Annotated in this window: 19 protein-coding genes; 8 read left to right on the top strand and 11 right to left on the bottom strand. The window is 45.1% G+C overall.

The window, feature by feature from the left end:
- Positions 1 to 148: 148 nt before the first annotated feature.
- Positions 149 to 1,948 carry a M61 family metallopeptidase gene (locus tag PN466_RS11700; protein WP_271939814.1) on the bottom strand — a complete coding sequence of 600 codons (1,800 nt, stop codon included), beginning with the start codon at positions 1,946 to 1,948 and terminating at the stop codon, positions 149 to 151.
- Positions 1,949 to 1,989: 41 nt separating this feature from the next.
- A complete protein-coding gene (locus PN466_RS11705; protein ID WP_271939844.1) occupies positions 1,990 to 2,673 on the bottom strand; it encodes a Crp/Fnr family transcriptional regulator in 684 nt (227 codons plus the stop codon).
- Between the two features lie 406 nt (positions 2,674 to 3,079).
- On the opposite strand from PN466_RS11705, the gene rimO reads away from it, so the two are divergent.
- From rimO to PN466_RS11720, 3 genes are all read left to right on the top strand, one after another.
- The gene (gene rimO, locus PN466_RS11710) at positions 3,080 to 4,402 is read left to right on the top strand and encodes a 30S ribosomal protein S12 methylthiotransferase RimO (RefSeq protein ID WP_271939845.1); all 1,323 of its coding nucleotides are present in this window, start codon (positions 3,080 to 3,082) and stop codon (positions 4,400 to 4,402) included.
- A 94-nt stretch (positions 4,403 to 4,496) separates the two neighbouring features.
- A complete protein-coding gene (locus PN466_RS11715; RefSeq protein WP_271939815.1) occupies positions 4,497 to 5,933 on the top strand; it encodes a DEAD/DEAH box helicase in 1,437 nt (478 codons plus the stop codon).
- 42 nt (positions 5,934 to 5,975) lie between these two features.
- Entirely contained in the window at positions 5,976 to 6,428 is a 453-nt protein-coding gene (locus PN466_RS11720) for a hypothetical protein (protein ID WP_271939816.1), read from the top strand.
- 1 nt (position 6,429) lies between these two features.
- Here PN466_RS11720 and PN466_RS11725 read toward each other — a convergent pair whose 3' ends face one another.
- From PN466_RS11725 to PN466_RS11735, 3 genes are all read right to left on the bottom strand, one after another.
- A complete protein-coding gene (locus PN466_RS11725; protein ID WP_271939817.1) occupies positions 6,430 to 6,765 on the bottom strand; it encodes a DUF4870 domain-containing protein in 336 nt (111 codons plus the stop codon).
- Between the two features lie 165 nt (positions 6,766 to 6,930).
- Positions 6,931 to 8,898 carry a bifunctional serine/threonine-protein kinase/formylglycine-generating enzyme family protein gene (locus PN466_RS11730; protein ID WP_271939818.1) on the bottom strand — a complete coding sequence of 656 codons (1,968 nt, stop codon included), beginning with the start codon at positions 8,896 to 8,898 and terminating at the stop codon, positions 6,931 to 6,933.
- 41 nt (positions 8,899 to 8,939) lie between these two features.
- Complete coding sequence (locus PN466_RS11735; RefSeq protein ID WP_271939819.1) at positions 8,940 to 10,496, bottom strand: serine/threonine-protein kinase; 1,557 nt, start codon at positions 10,494 to 10,496, stop codon at positions 8,940 to 8,942.
- Positions 10,497 to 11,062: 566 nt separating this feature from the next.
- Here PN466_RS11735 and PN466_RS11740 point away from each other — a divergent pair.
- Positions 11,063 to 12,502: an RtcB family protein gene (locus PN466_RS11740; protein ID WP_271939820.1), complete on the top strand. Its 1,440-nt coding sequence runs from the start codon at positions 11,063 to 11,065 to the stop codon at positions 12,500 to 12,502.
- 48 nt (positions 12,503 to 12,550) lie between these two features.
- Here PN466_RS11740 and PN466_RS11745 read toward each other — a convergent pair whose 3' ends face one another.
- From PN466_RS11745 to PN466_RS11765, 5 genes are all read right to left on the bottom strand, one after another.
- Entirely contained in the window at positions 12,551 to 13,249 is a 699-nt protein-coding gene (locus PN466_RS11745) for a calcium-binding protein (protein ID WP_271939821.1), read from the bottom strand.
- A gap of 150 nt (positions 13,250 to 13,399) precedes the next feature.
- Positions 13,400 to 13,882, bottom strand: a complete 483-nt coding sequence (locus PN466_RS11750) for a hypothetical protein (RefSeq protein WP_271939822.1) — start codon at positions 13,880 to 13,882, stop codon at positions 13,400 to 13,402.
- A 38-nt stretch (positions 13,883 to 13,920) separates the two neighbouring features.
- Positions 13,921 to 15,456 (bottom strand): circadian clock protein KaiC, encoded by a 1,536-nt coding sequence (gene kaiC, locus PN466_RS11755; protein ID WP_271939823.1) that lies wholly within the window; start codon positions 15,454 to 15,456, stop codon positions 13,921 to 13,923.
- A 42-nt stretch (positions 15,457 to 15,498) separates the two neighbouring features.
- On the bottom strand, positions 15,499 to 15,801 hold the full coding sequence (locus tag PN466_RS11760; RefSeq protein WP_271939824.1) for a circadian clock KaiB family protein: 303 nt from the start codon (positions 15,799 to 15,801) through the stop codon (positions 15,499 to 15,501).
- Positions 15,801 to 16,679: a response regulator gene (locus tag PN466_RS11765; RefSeq protein WP_271939825.1), complete on the bottom strand. Its 879-nt coding sequence runs from the start codon at positions 16,677 to 16,679 to the stop codon at positions 15,801 to 15,803. Before PN466_RS11765 ends, PN466_RS11760 begins: the two co-directional genes overlap by 1 nt.
- Before the next feature lie 671 nt (positions 16,680 to 17,350).
- On the opposite strand from PN466_RS11765, the gene PN466_RS11770 reads away from it, so the two are divergent.
- Positions 17,351 to 17,551 (top strand): hypothetical protein, encoded by a 201-nt coding sequence (locus tag PN466_RS11770; RefSeq protein WP_271939826.1) that lies wholly within the window; start codon positions 17,351 to 17,353, stop codon positions 17,549 to 17,551.
- Here the strand turns inward: PN466_RS11770 and murG are convergent.
- Positions 17,548 to 18,606, bottom strand: a complete 1,059-nt coding sequence (gene murG, locus PN466_RS11775; protein ID WP_271939827.1) for an undecaprenyldiphospho-muramoylpentapeptide beta-N-acetylglucosaminyltransferase — start codon at positions 18,604 to 18,606, stop codon at positions 17,548 to 17,550. The two genes, PN466_RS11770 and murG, sit on opposite strands and share 4 nt — an antisense overlap.
- 105 nt (positions 18,607 to 18,711) lie before the next feature.
- On the opposite strand from murG, the gene PN466_RS11780 reads away from it, so the two are divergent.
- The 3 genes from PN466_RS11780 to PN466_RS11790 all read left to right on the top strand — a co-directional run bounded on the left by PN466_RS11780 (position 18,712) and on the right by PN466_RS11790 (position 21,508).
- A complete protein-coding gene (locus PN466_RS11780) occupies positions 18,712 to 19,533 on the top strand; it encodes a nuclear transport factor 2 family protein (RefSeq protein ID WP_271939828.1) in 822 nt (273 codons plus the stop codon).
- A 101-nt stretch (positions 19,534 to 19,634) separates the two neighbouring features.
- Positions 19,635 to 20,570, top strand: a complete 936-nt coding sequence (locus PN466_RS11785) for a hypothetical protein (RefSeq protein ID WP_271939829.1) — start codon at positions 19,635 to 19,637, stop codon at positions 20,568 to 20,570.
- Positions 20,571 to 20,647: 77 nt separating this feature from the next.
- Positions 20,648 to 21,508, top strand: coding sequence for a prohibitin family protein (locus PN466_RS11790; protein WP_271939830.1), 861 nt, complete (start codon positions 20,648 to 20,650; stop codon positions 21,506 to 21,508).
- Positions 21,509 to 21,702: the final 194 nt, after the last annotated feature.

Raw genomic sequence — 21,702 nt, forward strand, 5'->3', positions numbered from 1 at the left:
TTGTTCCTTTTTGTTTTAGGCTTGTTTCTATTCTAATACAGCTCTAATACAGTGCTTCGTGTATATGTTTCGGACTTCGTCCGAAACGTGCGGTAGAAGGGTAATGGGTAATCGGTAATGGGAAAACCATTTTTCACACAGGATTCACTTATCCCCCGTTGCTAAAGACAGTTTTCAAAGGCACTCCTAGCCACCCTTCAAAGTTTTTCAGTTGCAGGGATAAAGGATTAGGTAAAGGAGTCAGATAATAAGACGTAGGCTTAGGTTCGGCTAAGGTGACGGTTACAGTTTTGAGTTCATCTCCATGGAAGAGAGTTAGGGTCATCGAATCTCCAGGATTATAATCTTTTAAGCGATCGCTCAAGTCATCTGCACTGACTCGCAACCCGTCTAAGGCTAATAGCTCATCTCCCGGATCAATGCCGATAGTATAGGCAGGAGAATGGCTCTCGACATATTTAACCCGATTCCGTCCCTGTTCCGCTCTAACGGTGATTCCTATGTGGGGAATATCGGGGGATTTAATTTCAGCTTTGAGTTGTAAACCAAAGGGTTTCAGATAAGTGTTAAACGCCAGATCTTCGGTGGTATCGAGGGCTTTATAGAAGAAGTCTTCTAAGGACATATGGGCAACGGATTCAATGGTGGAGAGCAGTTGCTGCGGGGTATAACCGGTTTCCGTTTTGCCAAAATTGTCCCACATTTGTGCCATCACATCATCGAGCGATCGCCGGTTTTGATGATGAGCGCGAATCATTAAATCGAGAATCAAGGACACCAACTCGCCTTTGAGGTAATAGGACATTTGATTATTACGGCTATTGGCATCGGAGCGATAGAGCTTAATCCAAGCGTCAAAACTCGATTCATGTAGGGGTTGAATCCAACGACCGGGGGTATTTTGATAGCGGGTGATTTCCTTGCTCAATTCGTTCAAAAAATGTCGAGCGTCATAAATGCCTGCTCGCAAGGGAATTACCAGGTCATAATAGGAGGTTGCTCCTTCACAAAACCACAGAGATGAGGTATAATTTTCTTGGGTGTAGTCATAGGTTTCTAGTCCGCTGGGGCGCAACCGTTTGACATTCCAAAGGTGGAAAAACTCATGGGCAACCAGTTGCATGAATGAGGCGTATTTTTCCCGTTCGCGAAAACTAAAGCGGTCGAAAATCAAAGAGCAAGAATCTTTGTGTTCGAGTCCGCCTCGACTGCGAGCCAGGTGGAGGATAAAAAGATAGCGATCGTAGGGGAGTCCGCCAAAGAGTTCGGATTCAACTTCAATAATTTTTTCAATATCATTAATGGCACTTTCTGCGGGAAGATTTCCTTGGCCCCAAACGGCTAATTCATGGGTTTTGTTTAGGGTTTGGAAATAATAGATAGCATGGGTTCCAATTTCAAAGGGGCTATCGAGGAGGTGATCGAAGTTGTTGGCTTGAAAAATAGCACTCTCTCGCCCAACTTTCGGGAGGGCAGTACTAATCTTCCAAGTCGTATCCGGAACGAGGATTTTTACCTGAATGGGTTGTTGTTCCATGCCAAGTACCTGGAAAAACAGGCAAGTCCCATTAAAATAGGCATGGGAGCTATCTAAATGGCTGGTGCGAACGGTGAGTTCATTGGCATAGATGCGATAAAACACGAAAATATCTGAAGTATTTTCTGTCTTAATTTGCCAATGGCTTTTACTCTTTTTGTGATAAACCAAAGAACTTTGTTCTAAGTCATGAACTTGAAATTCTTGTAAATTCTTAGCATATTCTCGAACCAAGTATGAACCAGGACTCCAAACCGGAAATAGGAGGTCAAGGTGGTCAGCTTGCCAACCGGAAATACTGAGGGTAACGTCATAGAGGTGGTTGCTCGGCTGGGGCATAGCCACTTGATAGGCGATCGCCACTTGATGCTCATCAGAGCGCGTCGGTTGAGGGATAGAGGTTTGAGTCATAGTCGTTAAGAACAGATAAAGATAGACATCAGGAAATTGAATTAACCCATTCCGGCTAAATGTTTGAGTTGCTTTTTGTTAATTAAACACAATCGGTTTTCTTCAGTATGGATCGCAATCCATTTTTTTTCTTGCAACTTTTCCATAATTTTCTGAGTTTCTTGTAAGCCGATATCCGAGACATCCGCTAAATCTTGAAAGGCAACATTAAAAATGACTACTCCTCGTTGAGTGTCGAGTCCATACTCTTCGGCTAACCGAATCAGAGTATTGGCCAGTTTAACGGCAGGCGGTTGGTTTCGCAGTTGAAAGCGAACATTATTTTGCCGCAGACGGCGAACCATCAACTGCAACATGCGATGATGGAGCTGGGAATCATTAAACAGAGCTTGAATAAATCGCTGGGCTGATACGCTCATCAAGGTAACCGGACAAAGGGCAATAACATCAGTGGAGCGGGGAGATTCATCTAAAATCGCCATTTCTCCAAAAAAGTTACCCGGGCCGAGAACAGCGATCGTCATATCATTTTTATCCGACAGACGGCGGACTTTGACCCAACCCGATACAATAAAAAACACCGCATTTCCCCAAGCATCTTCCATTAACACCGCTCGTTGGGCAGGATATTCATGCTCTTGGGCAATAGACAATAGGCGATCGAGGGTCTCCGGGTTGGCGGTATTGAATAGGGGAAATCGTTCACTAAATTCTTCAGTAGTCAACATGAAAGGTGTTGGTGTTAAGCTTAACGGAAGGGGTTAGAGGTAGACCCAGGGGTGGGGAAGGACAGGATGGAGTTGACTGCTGATTGGCTAAATTGGGCTAGAGACAATCTGAGTAGCAGTCGTTCTATCCTAATTAATTCTATCGGTTGGTGGGCAGCACGAGGCGATGGAATCAAGTATGAGGGGTCGCCCAGATTATCTAAAAATGTGTAGGAATGTTGCAAAACTTCAAATTTGCGCTAGGATAATCCTTAAAGTCGCCGTCAAGGGCCGAGGACAACTCATTGAGTGGATCGAGCGGCACAAAAGCGGTGCATTTCCAACAGGTGAGAGACAACAGCAAAGCATTTTTGGCTTTACCAGCTTAGTCTCAACCGAAGCGATCCACTGAATGAAAAACTCCATGGGCAATAAGCCAACAATTGCGATCGCCCACTTGGGCTGTGAAAAAAACCGAATTGACACCGAACATATGCTCGGTTTGCTCGTTCAAGCAGGCTACGGCGTTGATTCAAACGAAGAGTTAGCCGATTATGTCATTGTTAACACCTGTAGTTTTATCCAAGAGTCTCGACAAGAATCGGTTCAAACCCTCGTCGAACTAGCAGAGGCTGATAAAAAAATTGTGATTACGGGCTGTATGGCCCAACACTATCAAGAAGATCTCCTCGATGCCCTACCGGAAGCGGTAGCAGTCGTCGGAACAGGGGACTATCATAAAATAGTGGAGGTGATGGAACAGGTGCAAGGCGGCGATCGCCCGATCGCAGTTTCCGCCAATCCAACCTACATCGCCGATGACCAAACCCCTCGCTATCGGACAACCACCGAAGGGGTTGCCTATCTGAGAATTGCCGAAGGATGTGATTATAAATGCGCGTTTTGCATCATTCCCCACTTGCGTGGAAAGCAGCGATCGCGCCCCATCGAATCCATCGTTGCTGAAGCCCAAAAATTAGCAGATGAAGGGGTTCAAGAACTCGTCTTGATTTCCCAAATTACCACCAACTATGGAGCCGACCTTTACGGGAAACCCCAACTGGCTCAACTGCTGAGGGCACTTGGACAGGTCGATGTTCCTTGGATTCGGATGCACTATACCTATCCGACTGGCTTTAGCCCAGAAGTAATTGCCGCTATCCGAGAAACCCCCAATATTCTGCCTTATCTCGATTTACCTCTGCAACACTCCCATCCAGATATTCTTCGGGCTATGAATCGCCCTTGGCAAGGTCAGGTCAACGACCAAATTATCGAAAACCTGAAACAAGCGATCCCTAACGGAGTCTTCCGAACCACCTTTATTGTTGGTTTTCCGGGTGAAACCCAAACCCACTTCGATCACTTGTGTGACTTTGTAGATCGTCATCAATTCGATCATGTTGGCGTATTTGCCTTTTCTCCCGAAGAAGAAGCCCCCGCTTCTGGCTTTGACAACCCGGTTCCGGAACCGGTCAAAGAAGAGCGCCGCAATCACCTAATGGAGCGACAACAACCCATTTCCCTGAGCCGAAATCAGGCTGAAATCGGTAAAACCGTCGATGTGCTGGTTGAAGGAAGTTTCCCAGACACCCAAAATTTAATCGGTCGCTGTGCCCGATTTGCTCCAGAAGTCGATGGTGTTGTGTACGTCAGACCCCAAGGAAATTCGGAACCCCTAGGAAAACTGATTTCCGTCAAGATTACAGATGCGGATGCTTATGACCTCTATGGCGATCAAGTTTAGAACCAGACCTCAACTGCGATCGATAACTGTCCCATGGCTGTGTAAATTACGCTGACATCGGACTTAAAATTTCCACTCATATTAAGGAGTATTAATGACTGTTTCATTTCAAGAACTCGGAATTTCTGACAATCGTGCCCAATACCTAGAAAGCATTGGGTTTGTTGAACCCACAGAAATTCAAACCAAAGCCATTCCCCATTTGCTTCAGAATCAAGATGTGGTTGGCCAAGCGCAAACGGGAACGGGTAAAACCGCGACCTTTGCTCTGCCGATTTTAGAGCGGCTCAATCTTGAACAGCGCAACCCCCAAGCTTTAATTCTGACCCCAACGCGGGAATTAGCTGAACAAGTCCGCAAAGCCATTCGCGATCTAACCGGAGATAAACGGATTCGGGTGACCGCTATTTATGGTGGGCAGTCCATTGAGCGCCAGATCCAACGGCTCAGAAGTGGAGTGCATATTGTAGTAGGAACCCCAGGACGGGTGATCGATCTGCTTGAGCGCAAGGAGTTAACCCTCCAAGACCTCTCTTGGGTGGTTTTGGATGAAGCCGATGAAATGTTGAATATGGGCTTTATTCAAGATGTGGAGAAAATCCTCTCCCAAGTGCCCACAGAGAGACAAACGGCCTGTTTCTCCGCTACCATGCCCCCCTCTATTCGTAGTTTAGTGCAACGGTTCCTGAAATCGCCGATTACGGTAACCGTTGAACAACCCAAAGCTGCTCCGGTTCATATTGAACAAATTGCTTATATGATTCCGCGCGGATGGACGAAACAACGGGCACTGCAACCGATTCTGGAAATGGAAAGCCCGGATTCAGCGATTATTTTTGTGCGTACTCGTCGCCAAGCGGCTGAGTTGACCAGTCAACTGCAATCGGCTGGCTATAGTGTGGATGAGTATCATGGGGATTTGAGCCAATCCCAACGGGAGCGCTTAATGACTCGCTTCCGCCATCGCCAGGTGCGTTGGGTCGTGGCAACTGATATTGCAGCGCGAGGCTTGCATGTGGACGACCTGTCCCATGTGATTAACTACGATTTACCGGATAACCTGGAAAATTATGTCCACCGGATTGGGCGGACGGGACGCGCAGGTAAGGATGGTACGGCGATTTGCTTGGTACAATCCTTTGAGCGCCGTAAACTGACTCAGATTGAACGGTATATTCGTCAACGGTTAACCGTGAATCGGATTCCAACTCGCGCCCAGATCGAGGCTCGTCATATTGACCGTCTGCAAGATCAAGTCAGTGATGCCGTAACTGGGGAGAGAATGGCTTCATTCTTGCCTTTAGTTGCCAGGTTGAGTGAAGAGGGCTATGAACCCCATGCGATCGCCGCTGCTGCTCTGCAAATGGCTTATGATACCACTCGTCCCGCTTGGACACAAACCGACTATGATGCCACGGAAGATGATGTTAAATACAGCACTCCCAAGCCGAAGCTGGCTAAACGGAATCGGAATGCATCTTCCATGCGTGATAAGCGCGAAGACCGGGTTGGAGCGAGTGAGCAATCCTAAACCAGCAGTTCAGTAGTCACAGTACAATCAGGGAGGCTTAGGTTGAAAATAGTTCAGAAGCTACCCTGGCCCTCCCTGGCCATCTTATTAATTTCTTATACCAGTTTTGCGGCAGCCCTGCCCCCTCTGAATTGGTTAGATGAACCTCCGTCATTCTCGGCGGAGGTTCGTCTTTGGATTCTGGCAACCCTATTAGCTCTGAGTTTTACGGCTTTGCTCACGGCTCCTTTACGGCAACTCAAAGAGGGGATGGTGAAGGGATTTCAAAGTGATTTAGGGTTATTGTTAGGAGTGGTGACCCTGGGCTTTTTCTCTGTGTTAATTTTATCCCGAATTCATGTGTTTTATCGGGGCTTTGTCCTGCTGTGTTCGGGGGCATTGGCTCGCCTAGATTTACAAACGTTAGGGTTTACGGAGTGGCAAGCCTTTTTTATTTTAGCCATCACCTCTGTTTTAGGCTTAATCGTGGGTTGGATGATGGCCTATTTGAGTTAATTTAGAGCAGGCGAAAGATAAAGGGATAGCGATAGGATGTTTCGGGTTGGCTTAGGCAATGGGTGATCGCCAAAACCGGTAAGATCACACTCATAATTTGCAACAGTCCCAACAAAGGCCAACCAATTAACACAATGGTGAGTACGCCAAAAATGATTTCGTATAACCAGACATTAAAGTGGAAATTGAGAGACTCTTTGGCATTCTGCTTGACCACAGGATCGTCGGAGATCACAGAAATGGCGATCGGTACTCCCACCGAAACCCACAATAAACTAAAGAAAATAGAGCCTTGACACAGAGCAGAAAGTAACTTGCGCTTATCTGGATCGTACATTATTCTCTCCACTGACTTGAAGTTCTATATTCATAGTAATCAATGCCCTCAATCAGCTTCCATACGGATTACCGTCTGCTCATGAAGGATGAGACTCAGTTGTAGGGGCGAAAAATTTTTCGCCCCTACAGATCAAAGAAAGATATTCCCATTACCGATTACCCATTACCCTTCTGCCGCGCGTAGCGCTACCCGAAAGCCAAACGTATTACCTCGATAGTTCGCCCACAACATATTACGATGAGCCGAACGGCAATTGAGCAACTGATTACTCCAAGAACCCCCACGTATGACTTTTAATTCCGGTTGATCGCCAGATAACCAAGATTCTCCGTTATTGGGTGCAAGATTGTAGGTGTTGTGCCAGTGGTCATTGCACCATTCCCAGACATTACCATGCATATCATACAAACCGAATCGATTAGGGTTAAAACTTCCGACTGCCCTAGTTTTAAGCTCTCGTTCTGAGGGATTAGGCAGTTTGTAATTGGCTAAGTCAATGGTTAGCGTTTCACCAACATGAAATGGAGTTGTACTTCCGGCGCGACAGGCATATTCCCACTGAGCTTCTGAGGGTAAGCGATAGTTTCGTCCAGTGTGGGAAGAGAGTCTCAAACACAATTCCTGTACTTCATCCCAGGAAATTTGTTCAACAGGTAAATCATCTCCTTGGAAATGAGATGGCTTAGATTCTAAGCGAAGGTTGATTTGTGGAAAAGAGGCGACTCTATGCCATTGGGCCTGGGTAACCTGAAATTTCCCTAAATAAAAGGGAGCAACTGTGACTAAATGTTGGGGACTTTCATCAGATTCTTGGTTGTCTTCATCCCCAGGAGAACCCATAAGAAAGGTGCCTCCGGGTATAGAGACCATTTCTAAACAAACTCCATCCCCTAAGTCTTCTTGAAAGGATTGGGCTTGGTAATTCTGGCGCTCAAGGAGTTCTCCACAATGATTAACAGTAACGACTTCAAAGTTAAATGTTGAGCATTTTGGCAGTTCATGATTAGAGAATTTTTGTAAGTCCTCCTCGTGCTGAGAAATTTCTGTGGGATCATCAGGGTTAGTCTTGGCTGGCGATAATTCAAACTCCGGTGCAGTTAAGTCAGAATTTTTAACGACTTCAAAGTTAAACGTTGAGCGTTTTGGAAGGTTAGACACTGGAACAGGGGATAAATTTAGTTCGGTAATGAGTGTGGGATTATCTGGGGCAATGGCAGCAGGAAAAATAGGATGGGTTTCTTCAGGTTGCGAGTTTCTGAGGTGATTGGATTCAGCAATCGGAGGAACTGTGGAAATCAAGGGAGATGAGAGGGAGTTTATGGCTTCTAGGGCTTCTGCTCCGTAGGAATAGCGATCGCCGAAATGATAGCAGACCATTTTCCCTAAAACTTCCTCGAACTCCTTCCTCACGGAGGCGAACTGTTTCCATAATATCTCTTCAGTCTCCGGGTCTTTCGGGAGTTCGGGCAAAGATTTTCCCGTTAAGGCTTGAATCGCCATGACTCCCACGGCATAAATATCACTACTGAACTTCGGACGACCGATCGCCTGTTCGCTAGGCATGTAATTGGGAGAACCGATAATCACCGATACGGGAGTCTGGGACGTTCTTCCAGTCAAAGGGTGAACCTGGGAAAGGGTTTGCTTAACTGCACCAAAATCAATCAGAACCAGTTGGTTATCGAGCGATCGCCGGATAATATTACTCGGTTTTAAGTCTCGGTGAATCACTCCCTGTTGATGAACAAAATCCAAAGGAGTCAAAATATCTCTTAGAAAGGCGATCGCCCGATCTTCCTGCCAGGGTTGTCCCTCTCGAATCTCAGAGGCTAGTTCATGACCCTGAATATACTCTTGAACTAAGTAAAACTCCTCCTGTTGTTCAAAAAATGCCAACAAACGGGGAATTTGGGGATGTTCTCCCAACCGTTGTAAGATTTGAGCTTCGGTTGTGAACAACCGCTTGGCAACTTTTAGAGCATCCGGGTCATCCAATTGGGGTTGGAGTTGCTTAACCACACACAGAGGATGACCAGGAAGGTGATGATCTCTAGCCAGAAACGTTTTGCCAAACCCCCCTTGACCGAGTTCTTGCTCAATTTGGTAGTGACCTGCTAACACTTGTCCCATAACCTGGGGTGTTGTTGATGAAATACTCGATCTAGAATAACCTAATTTTGCAAGTCACTCAGATGGTACTGAACCATGTTCTCTAAAACGGACTTAATGGCTTTGATAGGTGCAATTTCGCCATAGATAGAAATGGTGACCTCATCGATCGTATTAGGGCGCTCTGAGAACACCTGAATGACTTGTGCCAAAATAATCTCTAATCCCTCCATCACAGGGAATCGATTCGCGCCAGTTCCCAGTAAAGGAAACACCAGACTTTGAAAGCCATCTTGATTTGCAGTTTCTAAGCAGTTTTTTACGGCTTGCTCTATAATTGCTTCATGAATATTTTTAGAAAAAACTGCCATGTCATAAGCGAAATTGATGACTGCTGCATGATAAATCTTCTCTGCCCATAGGTAACCTGCGGTTGTAGCTGCGATCTCGCCTAATTTTAAAGGTTGCAATTTTTGGGCTTCTTTATATACTTCAATTCCGCCAATAGAACGAATTTGTTTAGAAACACCTGCCCCCATAGTTAAGCAAGTATCATCTGAACTAACAATCACATCAGCCGTCAGATTAGTAATATCTCCTTGATAGAGTTTGATCGATTTACCTTGTACGCCTAATTCACAAATCCATAACCCTCCCCATTCATCGCGTTGATTGATCGGTTGAAAGGTCACTGGTTGTGATGATTCTGGACGAATAGAAGCAGAAAAAGACACAACGGTGGGAGAGTCAGGGGAAACGGGTTCCGCTTTGGGCATCGGAGAAGGAGGGGAAGTCGGGGAAATAGAAAGGGAATTGACGGCTTCTAGAGCTTCTGCGGCGCAGGAGTAGCGATCGCCAAAATGATAGCGTACCATCTTCCCTAATACAGCCTCTAACCCTGAACTCACGGATGCCAATGGTTGCCAAAGAATCTCTTCAGTCTCCGGATCTTTCGGGAAGTCTCTAGGCAATACTCCCGTTAGGGCTTGAATCACAATAATCCCCACCGCATAAATATCACTGCTGAATTTCGGGCGACCGATCGCCTGTTCGCTGGGCATGTAATTGGGAGACCCGACAATGACCGATAAGGGAGTCTGGGAGCTTTTATCCATTGAAGGGGTTAATTCTGAGAGGGTTTGCTTGACTGCGCCAAAATCAATCAGAACCAATTGGTTATCGAGCGATCGCCGGATGATATTACTCGGTTTTAAGTCCCGGTGAATCACCCCCTGTTGATGGACAAAATCTAAAGACATCAAAATATCTCTTAACAGGGAGATCGCCTGACGTTCATCCCAGGGTCTACCCTCTTGAATCTCCTGCGTTAGCTCATGACCCTGGATATATTCTTGGACAAGATAAAACTCCTCCTCTTGTTCAAAAAATGCCAACAACCGGGGAATTTGGGGATGTTCTCCCAAGCTTTGTAAGGTTTGAGCTTCCGTTTTGAACAAGCGCTTGGCGACTTTCAGAGCATGGGAGCCGTGCAATTGGGCTTTAAGTTGCTTGACCACACACAGAGGATGACCCGGGAGGTGATGGTCTCTAGCCAGAAACGTCTTGCCAAACCCCCCTTGACCCAATTCTTGCTCAATTTCGTAGTGACCGCCTAACACTTGTCCTATAGCTTGGGGTGTTCTTGATGCAATACCCCATCTAGGATAGCTTAAAATGATTAACAGAATTAGAACAGTTCTACAGTGATTCTCCTAAACCCAAATCGTAAATTGACCGGGTACAGTGCGGAAATTAGCCGCACTCAACTCGATTGTTTTCAAAAGCAAGAGAACAACGGAGGGGCATTTACTCTAGGGATAAAATTGCTTTGTAGAGGCCTTCTAACTAACTTCTGGCTTGGCTGGGGGAATAGTTACTCACCCAGTAATACGCATCTTTGATACCTTTCTAATTCTATGTTATCCCCGATCGCGCAAGTTGGGAACTGTGGCGATCGCCTGAGCTTGAGTTCAAGGATTACCCTCTTTGTCGCTTGGGAAATTTGCCGATTCACAACATATTGTGCTATCAAATCAGAAGATGTGCTGGATCTGTAAAATGCACATTTCTACAACCTCTCTAAACTCCTATGAGGTGTAGTGAGTCTAAGGTTTGACTGCGGCTGCTGAACCTCAGTCAAGATCCCTTCAAAACAAAACACCATTGAGTTTTTGACTGGTATCTTATGCAGCCAAAGAATATTTTGCGTCTTCTGCGAGCATTGGCTCGGCAGGGACTTGATGTGCAATACAATCATCAATCCTACTCTGTGCGTTGGAGTGACTCCTGCGATACCCCGATCGCTGAAGTTCTGTTACCCGAAGATTTTCCCGTTGAGGTAAAAGCACTTAAGCAACTGGCCAATTTAGCAACAGTCAAACATCCGGCTGGAGGATGGGTGAGTCGTATCTGTGCCACCCCTGATTTTCACCCAGGTGATGCTGGGGTAGCCATTGGTTCTGTGGTAGAAACATCAAGGCAAGTGATTCCTGCTGCTGTCGGATCGGATATCAACTGTGGAATGCGGCTTCATGTAGCCGATCTATCGGTTGAACAATTTTTAGCACAGCGCGATCGCTTTGTTGAACTCGTTAAAGGAGATTTCTTTTTTGGTAAACGCGATGTTACCATGACTGCCCAAGCGATGCAGGCTCTGTTTCAATATGGAACCATTGGCTGGTTAGATACCATGCTCGATCAACCAACAGGAACCATTGTCCAATCGGACCTCAACCAACTAGCCAGTGAGATCGATCGCATCTTTCTCCAGGGTTCGATGACCGGCCATCTTCGCTGGGCACCAGAGGAATTAGTTCCGGATACAGGACAAGTTCGAGATGGTGGACTGGCAACCATTGGCGGTGGCAATCACTTTGTCGAGGTGCAGTGGATCGATCGCATCGAAGATCGTCAACTTGCCTATCAGTGGGGAGTTCGCGAAGGACAACTTGCTTTTATGGTTCACTCAGGTTCTCGGAATGTGGGTAAATATATTGGTGGGATATGGCGCGATCTCGCCCAAGCATTATGGAGAGAAGATCTTAAATATCCCAAATCCCGATTGTTTCCCCTCTCATCAACCGCTCATCCAGAAGTCGTTGCTGATTACCTACAAGCAGAAGCAACAGCCGCCAATTATGCTTTTGTCAATCGTCTACTGCTTGCAGAACTGCTACGATTACGGTTGCGCCAAGTATATGGCGATCTCGATATCCCCTTGGTATACGACTTGCCTCACAATATCACCCTTTCTGAAGGCCAAGGCTGGGTGACTCGTAAGGGGGCATGTCCCGCTCATGTCGGTCAGCCCGTCATCATTCCCGGTTCAATGGGTACACCATCCTATCTACTCGTCGGTTTAGGAAATCATGATTGGTGTTGTTCAGCGTCCCATGGGGCTGGCAGAGCACGTTCTCGCTTTGATTTAAACCGCAAGGGAAATCAGGAAAGCGAGGATGAGTTGGGGTTAACTGGGGTTGATTGCATTACACTGCGGGAAGAACGACGGATTGAAGAAGCCCCTGCTGCCTATAAACCGATCGCACCTGTCATTGATGCTCAGGTACAGGCTGGCCTAGTGCAAGTCGTGGCTCGTATGCATCCAATTCTGACATTTAAGGCTTGATTTCGGTTGAGAATTGAAGCTCAAGGGGTTTAGGGGCGATCGCTCTCCCTAAACCCAAATTGTAAATTGACCCGGTACTGTCCGGAAATTGGCCGCACTCAACTGGGTCGAATTAACCCCTTCAACAATGACCAGAAATTCCCCGGTTTGCATATCCTGAATAATCGTCTGATTGCCACTTCCCGGCGAGATATTCAAATCCTCAAAGCGCAAACCATTGGTTAAACCAATCAGATCTTCCCCCATACGGAAATCTGTAAATACATCCGCATCTTCCAAGCGACGGCCTCCTGTCGTGCGAGCATTCGGAGTCACAGAGGCACCAATAACAAAAATATCGTTGCCTGCGCCTCCAGTTACCGTATCGCTGCCATTATCACCATAGAGAATATCATCCCCAAAATCCCCGAATAATTGGTCATTTCCTTGACCTCCTCGGAGGATATCATTTCCCTGTCCCCCATAAATCTGGTCTTCATCGCGGTTTCCATTGATCTGATCGTCTCCTCGGTTACCAAAAATGCGATCGTTATTTTGCCCCCCAAAGATCACATCATTCCCTTGGCCACCAAAAACCACATCATCGCCTCGATTTGCTGAAATCAGGTCTACGCCTTGGTTTCCATAGATTTGATCGTTATCATCAACACCATAGAGGCTATCATTACCCTCCAAGCCTACAATCAGATCGGAAAAGGGGGTTCCACCGAGAAAATCATTGAAAGGGGTTCCTGTAATGGTTGCCATAGATATACCTCCTCACTACCAACAGCGATCGCGGATCACCCTTGCATAATCGCAAGTCTAGGGGGAATTTGTCCAGAGAAACGAAGAAAGTCTAATCTTTCAGTCAATAGACTCGAAAGGAAAGAAGAAAACCCGGTTTCCTTACATTACCTATTGCCTGACACAGTGCAAGAACTCACTCAGGCTTTCATAGACTGATTCATGGGTATATTCATCATCCGGGTGAGCCGGTTGGCCAGGTTGTTGAAAATAGGGTTTTTCTTGATACAGTTGACCCCAACGAAAATCTACTTGCTTGACCAATTCATACAGTAACTGTTCATTCTCTAAAATAGAGATAATCATCTCCTCAAGAGCACGTAATGGATCGTCTAAATGTTGACTCACTTTTGCTTCATCCAGGGTGACCCAGGTTTGTAAAACCGATTGCAAACAGCCGGATGAATCAGATAAATGATTAACAATAAAGCGATTAATTTCAGTGGACGCTTGGACTAATTTAGGAATGGGAGATTCTCCTTTTAAAAAATCTCCCCCTTCTCGACCAATGAGTTCGGCTAAGGAAAACTCGTGTCCAGCACGAGCATCCTGTTCGATTTGACGGTCTTGTTCCGATTGATTGGGAGTAGTCATAATAACAATCTTCTACGATAGTTCATGAGGTTGAGTATTTAGCTAAAATCAATCCCTTGATCGAATAAACCCGTGAGGCGATCGACTTCACTTTGAGCGATATACATGGGATTTCCTGCTAAAATACCAGTTACATTGCGGAAGGGTCTACCAATATGCATTCCTTCCCCATCAATAGAAAATTCACGAATATCTTTATCATGCATCGACCCGCGCATTTTTAAGACGGTCAGTCCCCGTCGCATTTCTCCATACATTTCCACATATCTCAATAAAATAATGGAATCTGTAATCGTGGAAATATGCGCTTCCGTGATCGAAGTTCCTCCCACTAAAGTGGGTGTCGTTGAAGTAAATAATCCAGCGACCTCTTGTTTTTTAATAAAGGAGGTCAATCCAATAATAAATTCCCGAAATCCTTTCAAGCTAGAGACCCGCTCTAGGGCAGAAAGACTATCAACGGCGACTCGATTAGGCTTAAATTCTTCAATCGTTGCTTTCATCTGGATCAGATGATTATCTAAACCTGTAGTTTCTGGATAGCGACAGACCACTCGGAGGAGTCCTTCTTGCTCCATTTTCTGGAAGTCAACTCCCCATCCGATGGCATTGCGATACAGTTGTTCACGGCTTTCTTCAAAAGCAAATAAGAGACAGCGCTCATTATTCTGAAAGCCACCAACCATAAATTCAGTGACCATTAAGGTCTTACCGGTTCCAGTAGCTCCAGAAACTAGGATAATTGAATCGCGGAAAAATCCACCTCCGCACATACGATCGAGTTCCGGACTACCGGAGGTAATGCGAATATTAGAAGAGCGCTGTTCCAGTTCAATCGCTGATAGGGGAATAATCGTAATTCCTTGTCTGGGAATAATCGTAAATGGGAATTCCCCATTCTGGTGTTCTGTTCCTCGATACTTGAGGATTTCAATGGTACGGCGGCGTTTTTCCTCAGACAGAACATTGCGGAGAATGACCACATTATCAGCTACAAATTCTTCTACACCATAGCGACTAATTTCACCATATTCTGACGTGCGCTCGGCAGTCAGAATCGAAGTCACTTCTAACTCTCGCAACACAGAAGCAATCTTAAACAAGTCACTGCGAACTTGTGCATTATCACTTAAGTGGGAAAAGATCGCTCCCAAAGAGTCCATTGATACTCTTTTGGCTTTATATTTACGGATGGAAAACTCGATCCGGGCTAATAATGCACCGAGATCGTATTCCCCACTGACAATGGGTTTATCTCCGGGTTGGGGAGAGGCATCGACAAAGGCCCATTGACGGTTTTCTTCCCATTGCTGAATTTTCCAACCAAACCCGCGCATATTCTTACGGATTGCTTTTGGGGGTTCTTCAAAGGTAATAAATATACCGTTGTCTCCCCGTTTAATCCCTTCGGCGAGAAATTGGGTGGCAAATACGGTTTTTGCACTCCCTGCTGTTCCCACCACAAGGGTGGCCCGATTTTTTGGTAGCCCTCCTTGGGACAGAAAGTCAAATCCGGGAATACCGGTTTCAAGCTTCTCAATTGCATCTGAGTCTGGATAGTTGTCTACAGTCATTAACGGTAGTTTGATTAATTAAGGATGTAATAGAAAAGAATCTCAGGATTCTTTTCTATTATTGTCCCTCTTCTCTGGAATCAAATCTAGTCCTAAAAGAACTGTATCAGCATTGGACAGATCGCCAATAATCCTTTGAATGGGTTGGGGCAGTTGCTTAATCAGGGTAGGAGTAACTAATATTCGTTCCATTTCTGCCAATTCGGGTTCTTCTAAAACATCAATTATTTTCAGTTCATATTGATCTTCGAGTTGAGTATTACAAATCTCTATAAGATTGGCGATCGCTCGTTGAGATTTCGGCGTATTCCCAGTAATATAGAGTTTGAGTAAATAGTAGTGCATTACGGTTTCAAGTTTTGGTAATTTTTGGTGACGTTTAACTTACTTAAGCCAATAAAGTACTTCCGATAGTAAGAGGCTAAGTAACCCATTAATTCTAAAACCATTAATCGTCCTTCTGAAACATAGGCTTGCGCTTTGACGGGATTGGTTTGTTGGGTTTTCTCTTTCAAAACTTGAGTATGAATATCAACCACATCTCGAGGAGAGGCTTTTAAGAATCCTAGCTGTTCTCCCATATTTCGCAGTTTCTCAGAAATGTTATGTTCAACTCTATAAGCCCTTTGTTCCATAGACAAGTCCATTAACTCTCCATATTCTTGCACAATTTCTTGAAAAATTTCGGGTGACGATTCTCGTAACAGGTATAATCCAAAAAGTTTAGCAGTGATCTGGGTTTGGCCTGTATCAGCGATATGTCTGAGTCCCAATATTTCTTGTTCTTGAAGTCGTTTTAATTGATTTTGCTGTAAAACTTGGAGTTGGCGTTTTTGCTCGATCGCTAATCGTAGGGAATAGACTAAGAGCTTACTATCGATTTGATCTTTGATTAAATATCCCTGTGCCCCCAATTGTAAACATTGAACCCGCAGAGTTTCATCTCTGTTTTCCGTAAATACCACAGTGGCAAGGTAGGGAAATTCCTGTTGAGAGTCCTGTAGGGTTTCCATAGCTTGACTATCTGGGGAATTGAGAGAGATTAACAGAACATCAAAGTGTTGTTCTGAGAGCTGGGCGATCGCGTCTTCTAAGTTATGATAAAACTCTATTTGAAACTCAAGACCCCATATGGCCGAACTGGGAGCCTCATTCAACAACCGATCGACTTGAGTATAATCTTCTGTCTTATTGGTGACCAATAAAACTCGATAAAGTATCATAACTTAACCTTCTATACCCACAATTCAGAGATAGATAAGATTAAACCCATGAAGAAATGTATAGTTTGATTTGAGTTTTCCAAGAATTCCCCCCAGATTATGATGGCTTTCCTGTCAATGTAAATATTTTTTTCGGATTTTATCAATGGATTTAGCTCGTACTATAATATAACACCTATACAATAGGATGAGCATAAGTATAGTCAATTCGTTGCCTCGATCGCCACTTAAATCCAAAACAGCCACTCCAGTGAACCCGAAGTCAAGTAATGCGCATCAATCTCCGTGTTTGCAGTGTCGATCCTCTATCGCAAACATCTAAGGATTTGATATAACGCTCCCCTTCTCTGATATACGATTAGGCAATCCGTGGTAATCGGTAGGTGTTAGACAGGTGTCTTAACATATATTCATGAGGCTTTGTTACGATTTACGTGGCTTTGCGGAACCTGGAACTCTCAGTCCGTAGGTTTTCAATACAATTACGTGTATTTATGTGAAGTGAATCCTCCAAAAATCTCAGAAAGTTTAGGGGAAACTAGCACATTTGGTGAATTTACGGTTATCATGATCAAATCTTAATAAAACCTAAAGCCAATACATTGATGGCAGGTTAGTTAAGGGAACACACAGCCATCAGGTCATCTACCATTAAAGGAGTCAAGCGTCTTATGTTAATTCGAGAGATTGTTAACCAAAGTCTAACTCTGGGCTATCTGAGCGTGGAAGCTGAAGAACAACTACGAACTAACCTCAGCCACAAGTACGATGTGGAAGACTTTCGAGCGTTCATGCAATTGCAATTCGCGATTATGAACGGACAAGTGAAGCAGGAAGCTCGCGAACGGTTTTTGGTTGGAGTCATTCACTAAATCATCTTAATGATCAATTGGGCTAACTGCTCGGCACTGTCGCGTACAGCAAGGGAACCCATCGCTTCTGCCATCTTCTCTAGGGTTTCTGGAGATTGGAGTAATTGAGAAACGGTTTGCTTTAAAGTTTCAGCCGTGAGTTGTGTTTGCTCAAAGACTTGAGCTGCTCCCGCTTGGACGAAAATCTGGGCGTTATAGGTTTGATGATCGTCGGCAGCATAGGGATAGGGAATCAGTAGTGCCGGAGTTTTGGCGATCGCCAATTCCGTCAATGTCCCTGCTCCAGCGCGACTAATGACTAAGGTGGCTCGATGGAGCAAAGCGCCCATATTCTCGTAAAAAGGTAGGACTACATAGTGCGGATGCTGAATATCCTGAGCTTGAGGATCGTTATTTCCAGTTAAATGTACCACCACTACCCCCCGATCTAACCAGTCTTGCACCGCTTCGCGCACTCGTTGATTCACTGCAACTGCCCCTTGAGATCCACCCATTACAACAATTACAGGCGAATCTTCAGGAATATCTAAAGTTAAGGGTTGGGGATTGAGAAAATCAGCACGAACGGGAGTCCCCATAGAGAGGACATTGGCTTTTTTAAGATATTTTTTAGCCTCTTCAAATCCTACAGCGACGTTCGTACACCAGGGAGCTAGAAACCGCGTCACTTTACCCGGTAAGGCGTTAGACTCATGGAGGATAACGGGTAAACCGAGCGAGCGCGCGGCAATAATCACAGGAGCAGCAATATAACCCCCTGTGGTAAACACTCCTTGAAATTGCCCCGTTTTCAATAACCGACGACAGACTCCAATGGAACTTACCAACCCTTGCAACACTCTCAGACTCTTGAAACTCAAGCCTCCTTGAAAGCCTTCAACGGCGATCGTATGTAGAGGATATTGACTAGGGACTAACTGAGTTTCCAAACGGTTGGGAACGCCCAACCATTCAATATGGCAGTTCTGAAGTTGCCCAGCAACAGCCAGCGCGGGAAATAAATGCCCACCGGTTCCACTAGCGGCAATTAAGAGTCTTAAGGGTGAATCAGACATGAAAGGGCTATAGGATATGAATCAGGTACTCTAGAGTTATAGTAATGATTATTTTCCCATAGCGGGTTCAGTAAGTATTGAATTGGTAAATAAATGAGCGATAAGATGACGAATTCTGTTTCCAGTCACCAGAGACGAAGGGCAACATTACCCGGTAGTCGCCTCTGGGCTACCCTGCTTTTGAGTATATCGATCGCCAGTACTGGGGGCAACCTCGGAGTACGAGCTGCTGAAACGGTACCCAACGAGTTAAAACAGGTGATCGAGCAAATCGACAGTAATGCCAGTCAACAGAATCTGCAAGGGGTTTTATCCTTTTACGATCGCCAGTTCGAGAGTGAGGATGGCTTAACCCACTCTAGCCTGGCAGAAGTGTTATCAGGATTTTGGCAAGAGTATAGCCAGATTCGCTACAGCACCAACATCGAATCTTGGGAACAGGAAGGAAATGCTTGGATCGCCGAAACGGTAACCACCATACAAGGGAAGAAAATGATGATGGGGCGATCGATGGATATGCAATCTGAAATTCGATCGCGACAACGGTTAGAAAATCAAAAGCTAGTCTCCCAGGAAATCCTCTCAGAACGCACCATTTTAACGGCTGGAGAAAATCCACCTACCGTTGATTTTCAACTACCGGAACAGGTTTTAATTGGACAGCGCTTTACGTTAGATGCGATCGTTCAAGAACCGTTGGGAAATAATGTTCTCTTAGGAGCAGTCCTAGAAGAACCCGTCAGTGCAGATAATTATCTGGAATCAGAATCCATCGATTTGGAGTTACTCTCGGCTGGCGGTTTATTCAAATTAGGGACTGCCCCCGTTATTCCCGAACCCAGATGGATTTCAGCAGTCTTAGTTCGTGGGGATGGCATTACCATGATTACTCAACGTTTACGAGTCGTAAAGTCAATGCAAAATTAACAATTAATCCTTAATAATGGGTTGAAGGGTGGGAAAATGGGGGACTGGGGGAATGAGCAAATTGCCAATTACCAATTACCAGCGTGAAACGCTTAATATCTATGTCTCAGTTCAAAGTTGATGTATGGGGGATAGTATTTGCTAGTTTAATTGGGGTTAATCCCACGTTAACAGACCAAGCATTACTTGTACCTGTACTCGCTCAGGATATCCCCATTAATTCTAGTGAAGTTCAAACTGTTCCACAATTTTTAGTGGATGCCGTTCGTTGGGATCTTAGCATTGAATTAGGCATACATCCCGATCGCCTGTCCTTGGTTCAAGGGAGTCGCCAACAATGGCCAGATACCTGTCTAGGATTAGCCCTTCCTGGGGAATTTTGCGCTCAACAAATCATTCCTGGATGGCGTATTGTGCTGTCTGATGGGTCTCGCAGTTGGGTGTATCGTAGTGATGTTCAAGGACAGATTCGGCGACTCGAAACCACGCCCCAAGAAATTACTTTCCCCCTATTTTTACAGGATATGGTCTTAAAAACAGTTGCTGAAGAATCCCAACAGCCCATTGATTCTTTAGCCTTTCAACAAGCCATACCCCAAACTTGGCCGGATACTTGTTTAGGGTTAGGAGGCAATAATTGCACCGCGATCGCCATTCCGGGTTGGCAAATCACGGTCATCAGTGATACTCTAAATCAAACTTGGGACTATCGTACCAATCGAGATGGCTCGATTATCCGGCAAGCGATCGATCGATCCTCTGCTGGAACTCCTGAACTTGAAAGATTACCGGAATCTGTTAGACAAGCCGTTTTAAAAGATTTGGCTCGTCGCCGACGACTCCCCCTGCGTACAATAGAGATCGTAAACGCTACACCTGAGATTTGGTCAGATAACTGTTTAGGACTGCCCTTTTGGAATAGTGAGTGTGAAGAAGGAGAGCTAGACGGATGGCGTGTAGTCGTGAAAAATTCTCGTCGCAGTTGGGTGTATCGCACCGATAGTCAGGGCGAGATTGTTTATCCAGAAAATAATTAACAATTTAATCATTAACAATAGAGCAGAAAGCGCTGTAAGATAATCGAGGCAAGACTCTAGATTATGAGGAAGTTATCATGACCAGAAGTCAATCAGACATTGGCGTATCCGGAATTCTGTTTGGCATTATTGCAGCATTGATCATTTTAATTGGTGCAAACAGCTTTGTGATTATCAATCCCGGTCAGGCTGGGGTTTTAAGTATTTTAGGGAAAGCCAGAGATGGGGCACTCCTAGAAGGGATTCACTTCAAACCCCCTTTAATTTCCAACGTTGATGTTTATGATGTCACCGTACAAAAATTTGAAGTTCCGGCCCAAAGTTCCACCCGTGATTTACAAGAATTAAGCGCTAGTTTTGCCATTAACTTTCGCCTCGATCCCCTGAAAGTTGTCGAAATTCGCCGTACCCAAGGAACCCTACAAAATTTGGTTTCTAAAGTAATTGCACCCCAAACCCAGGAATCATTTAAAATTGCGGCAGCAGTGCGAACCGTAGAAGAGTCGATTACCAAACGGACAGAATTAAAGCACGATTTTGATATCGCCTTGGATCAGAGACTAGAAAAATATGGCATTATTGTCCTCGATACCAGCGTAATTGACCTGGCCTTTTCTGCTGAATTTGCCCGTGCAGTAGAAGAAAAACAAATTGCCGAACAACGGGCGCAACGAGCGATTTATATTGCCCAAGAAGCTGAACAAGAAGCCCAAGCGGATGTGAACCGGGCGAAAGGGAAAGCCGAAGCTCAACGGTTATTAGCAGAGACATTAAGGGCCCAAGGGGGTACATTAGTACTGCAAAAAGAGGCGATCGAAGCTTGGAGAGAAGGAGGGGCACAAATGCCTAAAGTTTTAGTCACTGGAGGTGAATCGAATTCGGGTATCCCGTTTTTGTTTAATCTCGGTAATCTGGAACAAACGGCAGATGTTCAGTAAGCCTTCTAGAATTTTATAGTTGATTCAATTAACACTGAGACACTCTAAGAGAGTCTACAATGACGGTATATGTAGGGGCGAAAAATATGCAAGCCCCTACAAAAATGTCTCACTGTTATTTGAATTGACTATAATCCATTAAAACTCACCCTTGAAAAGTGTTACAGCGCTTTGCTTGCTTCATGAGGTACAGT

Source organism: Roseofilum reptotaenium CS-1145 (genome assembly GCF_028330985.1).
GTDB lineage: Bacteria > Cyanobacteriota > Cyanobacteriia > Cyanobacteriales > Desertifilaceae > Roseofilum > Roseofilum reptotaenium.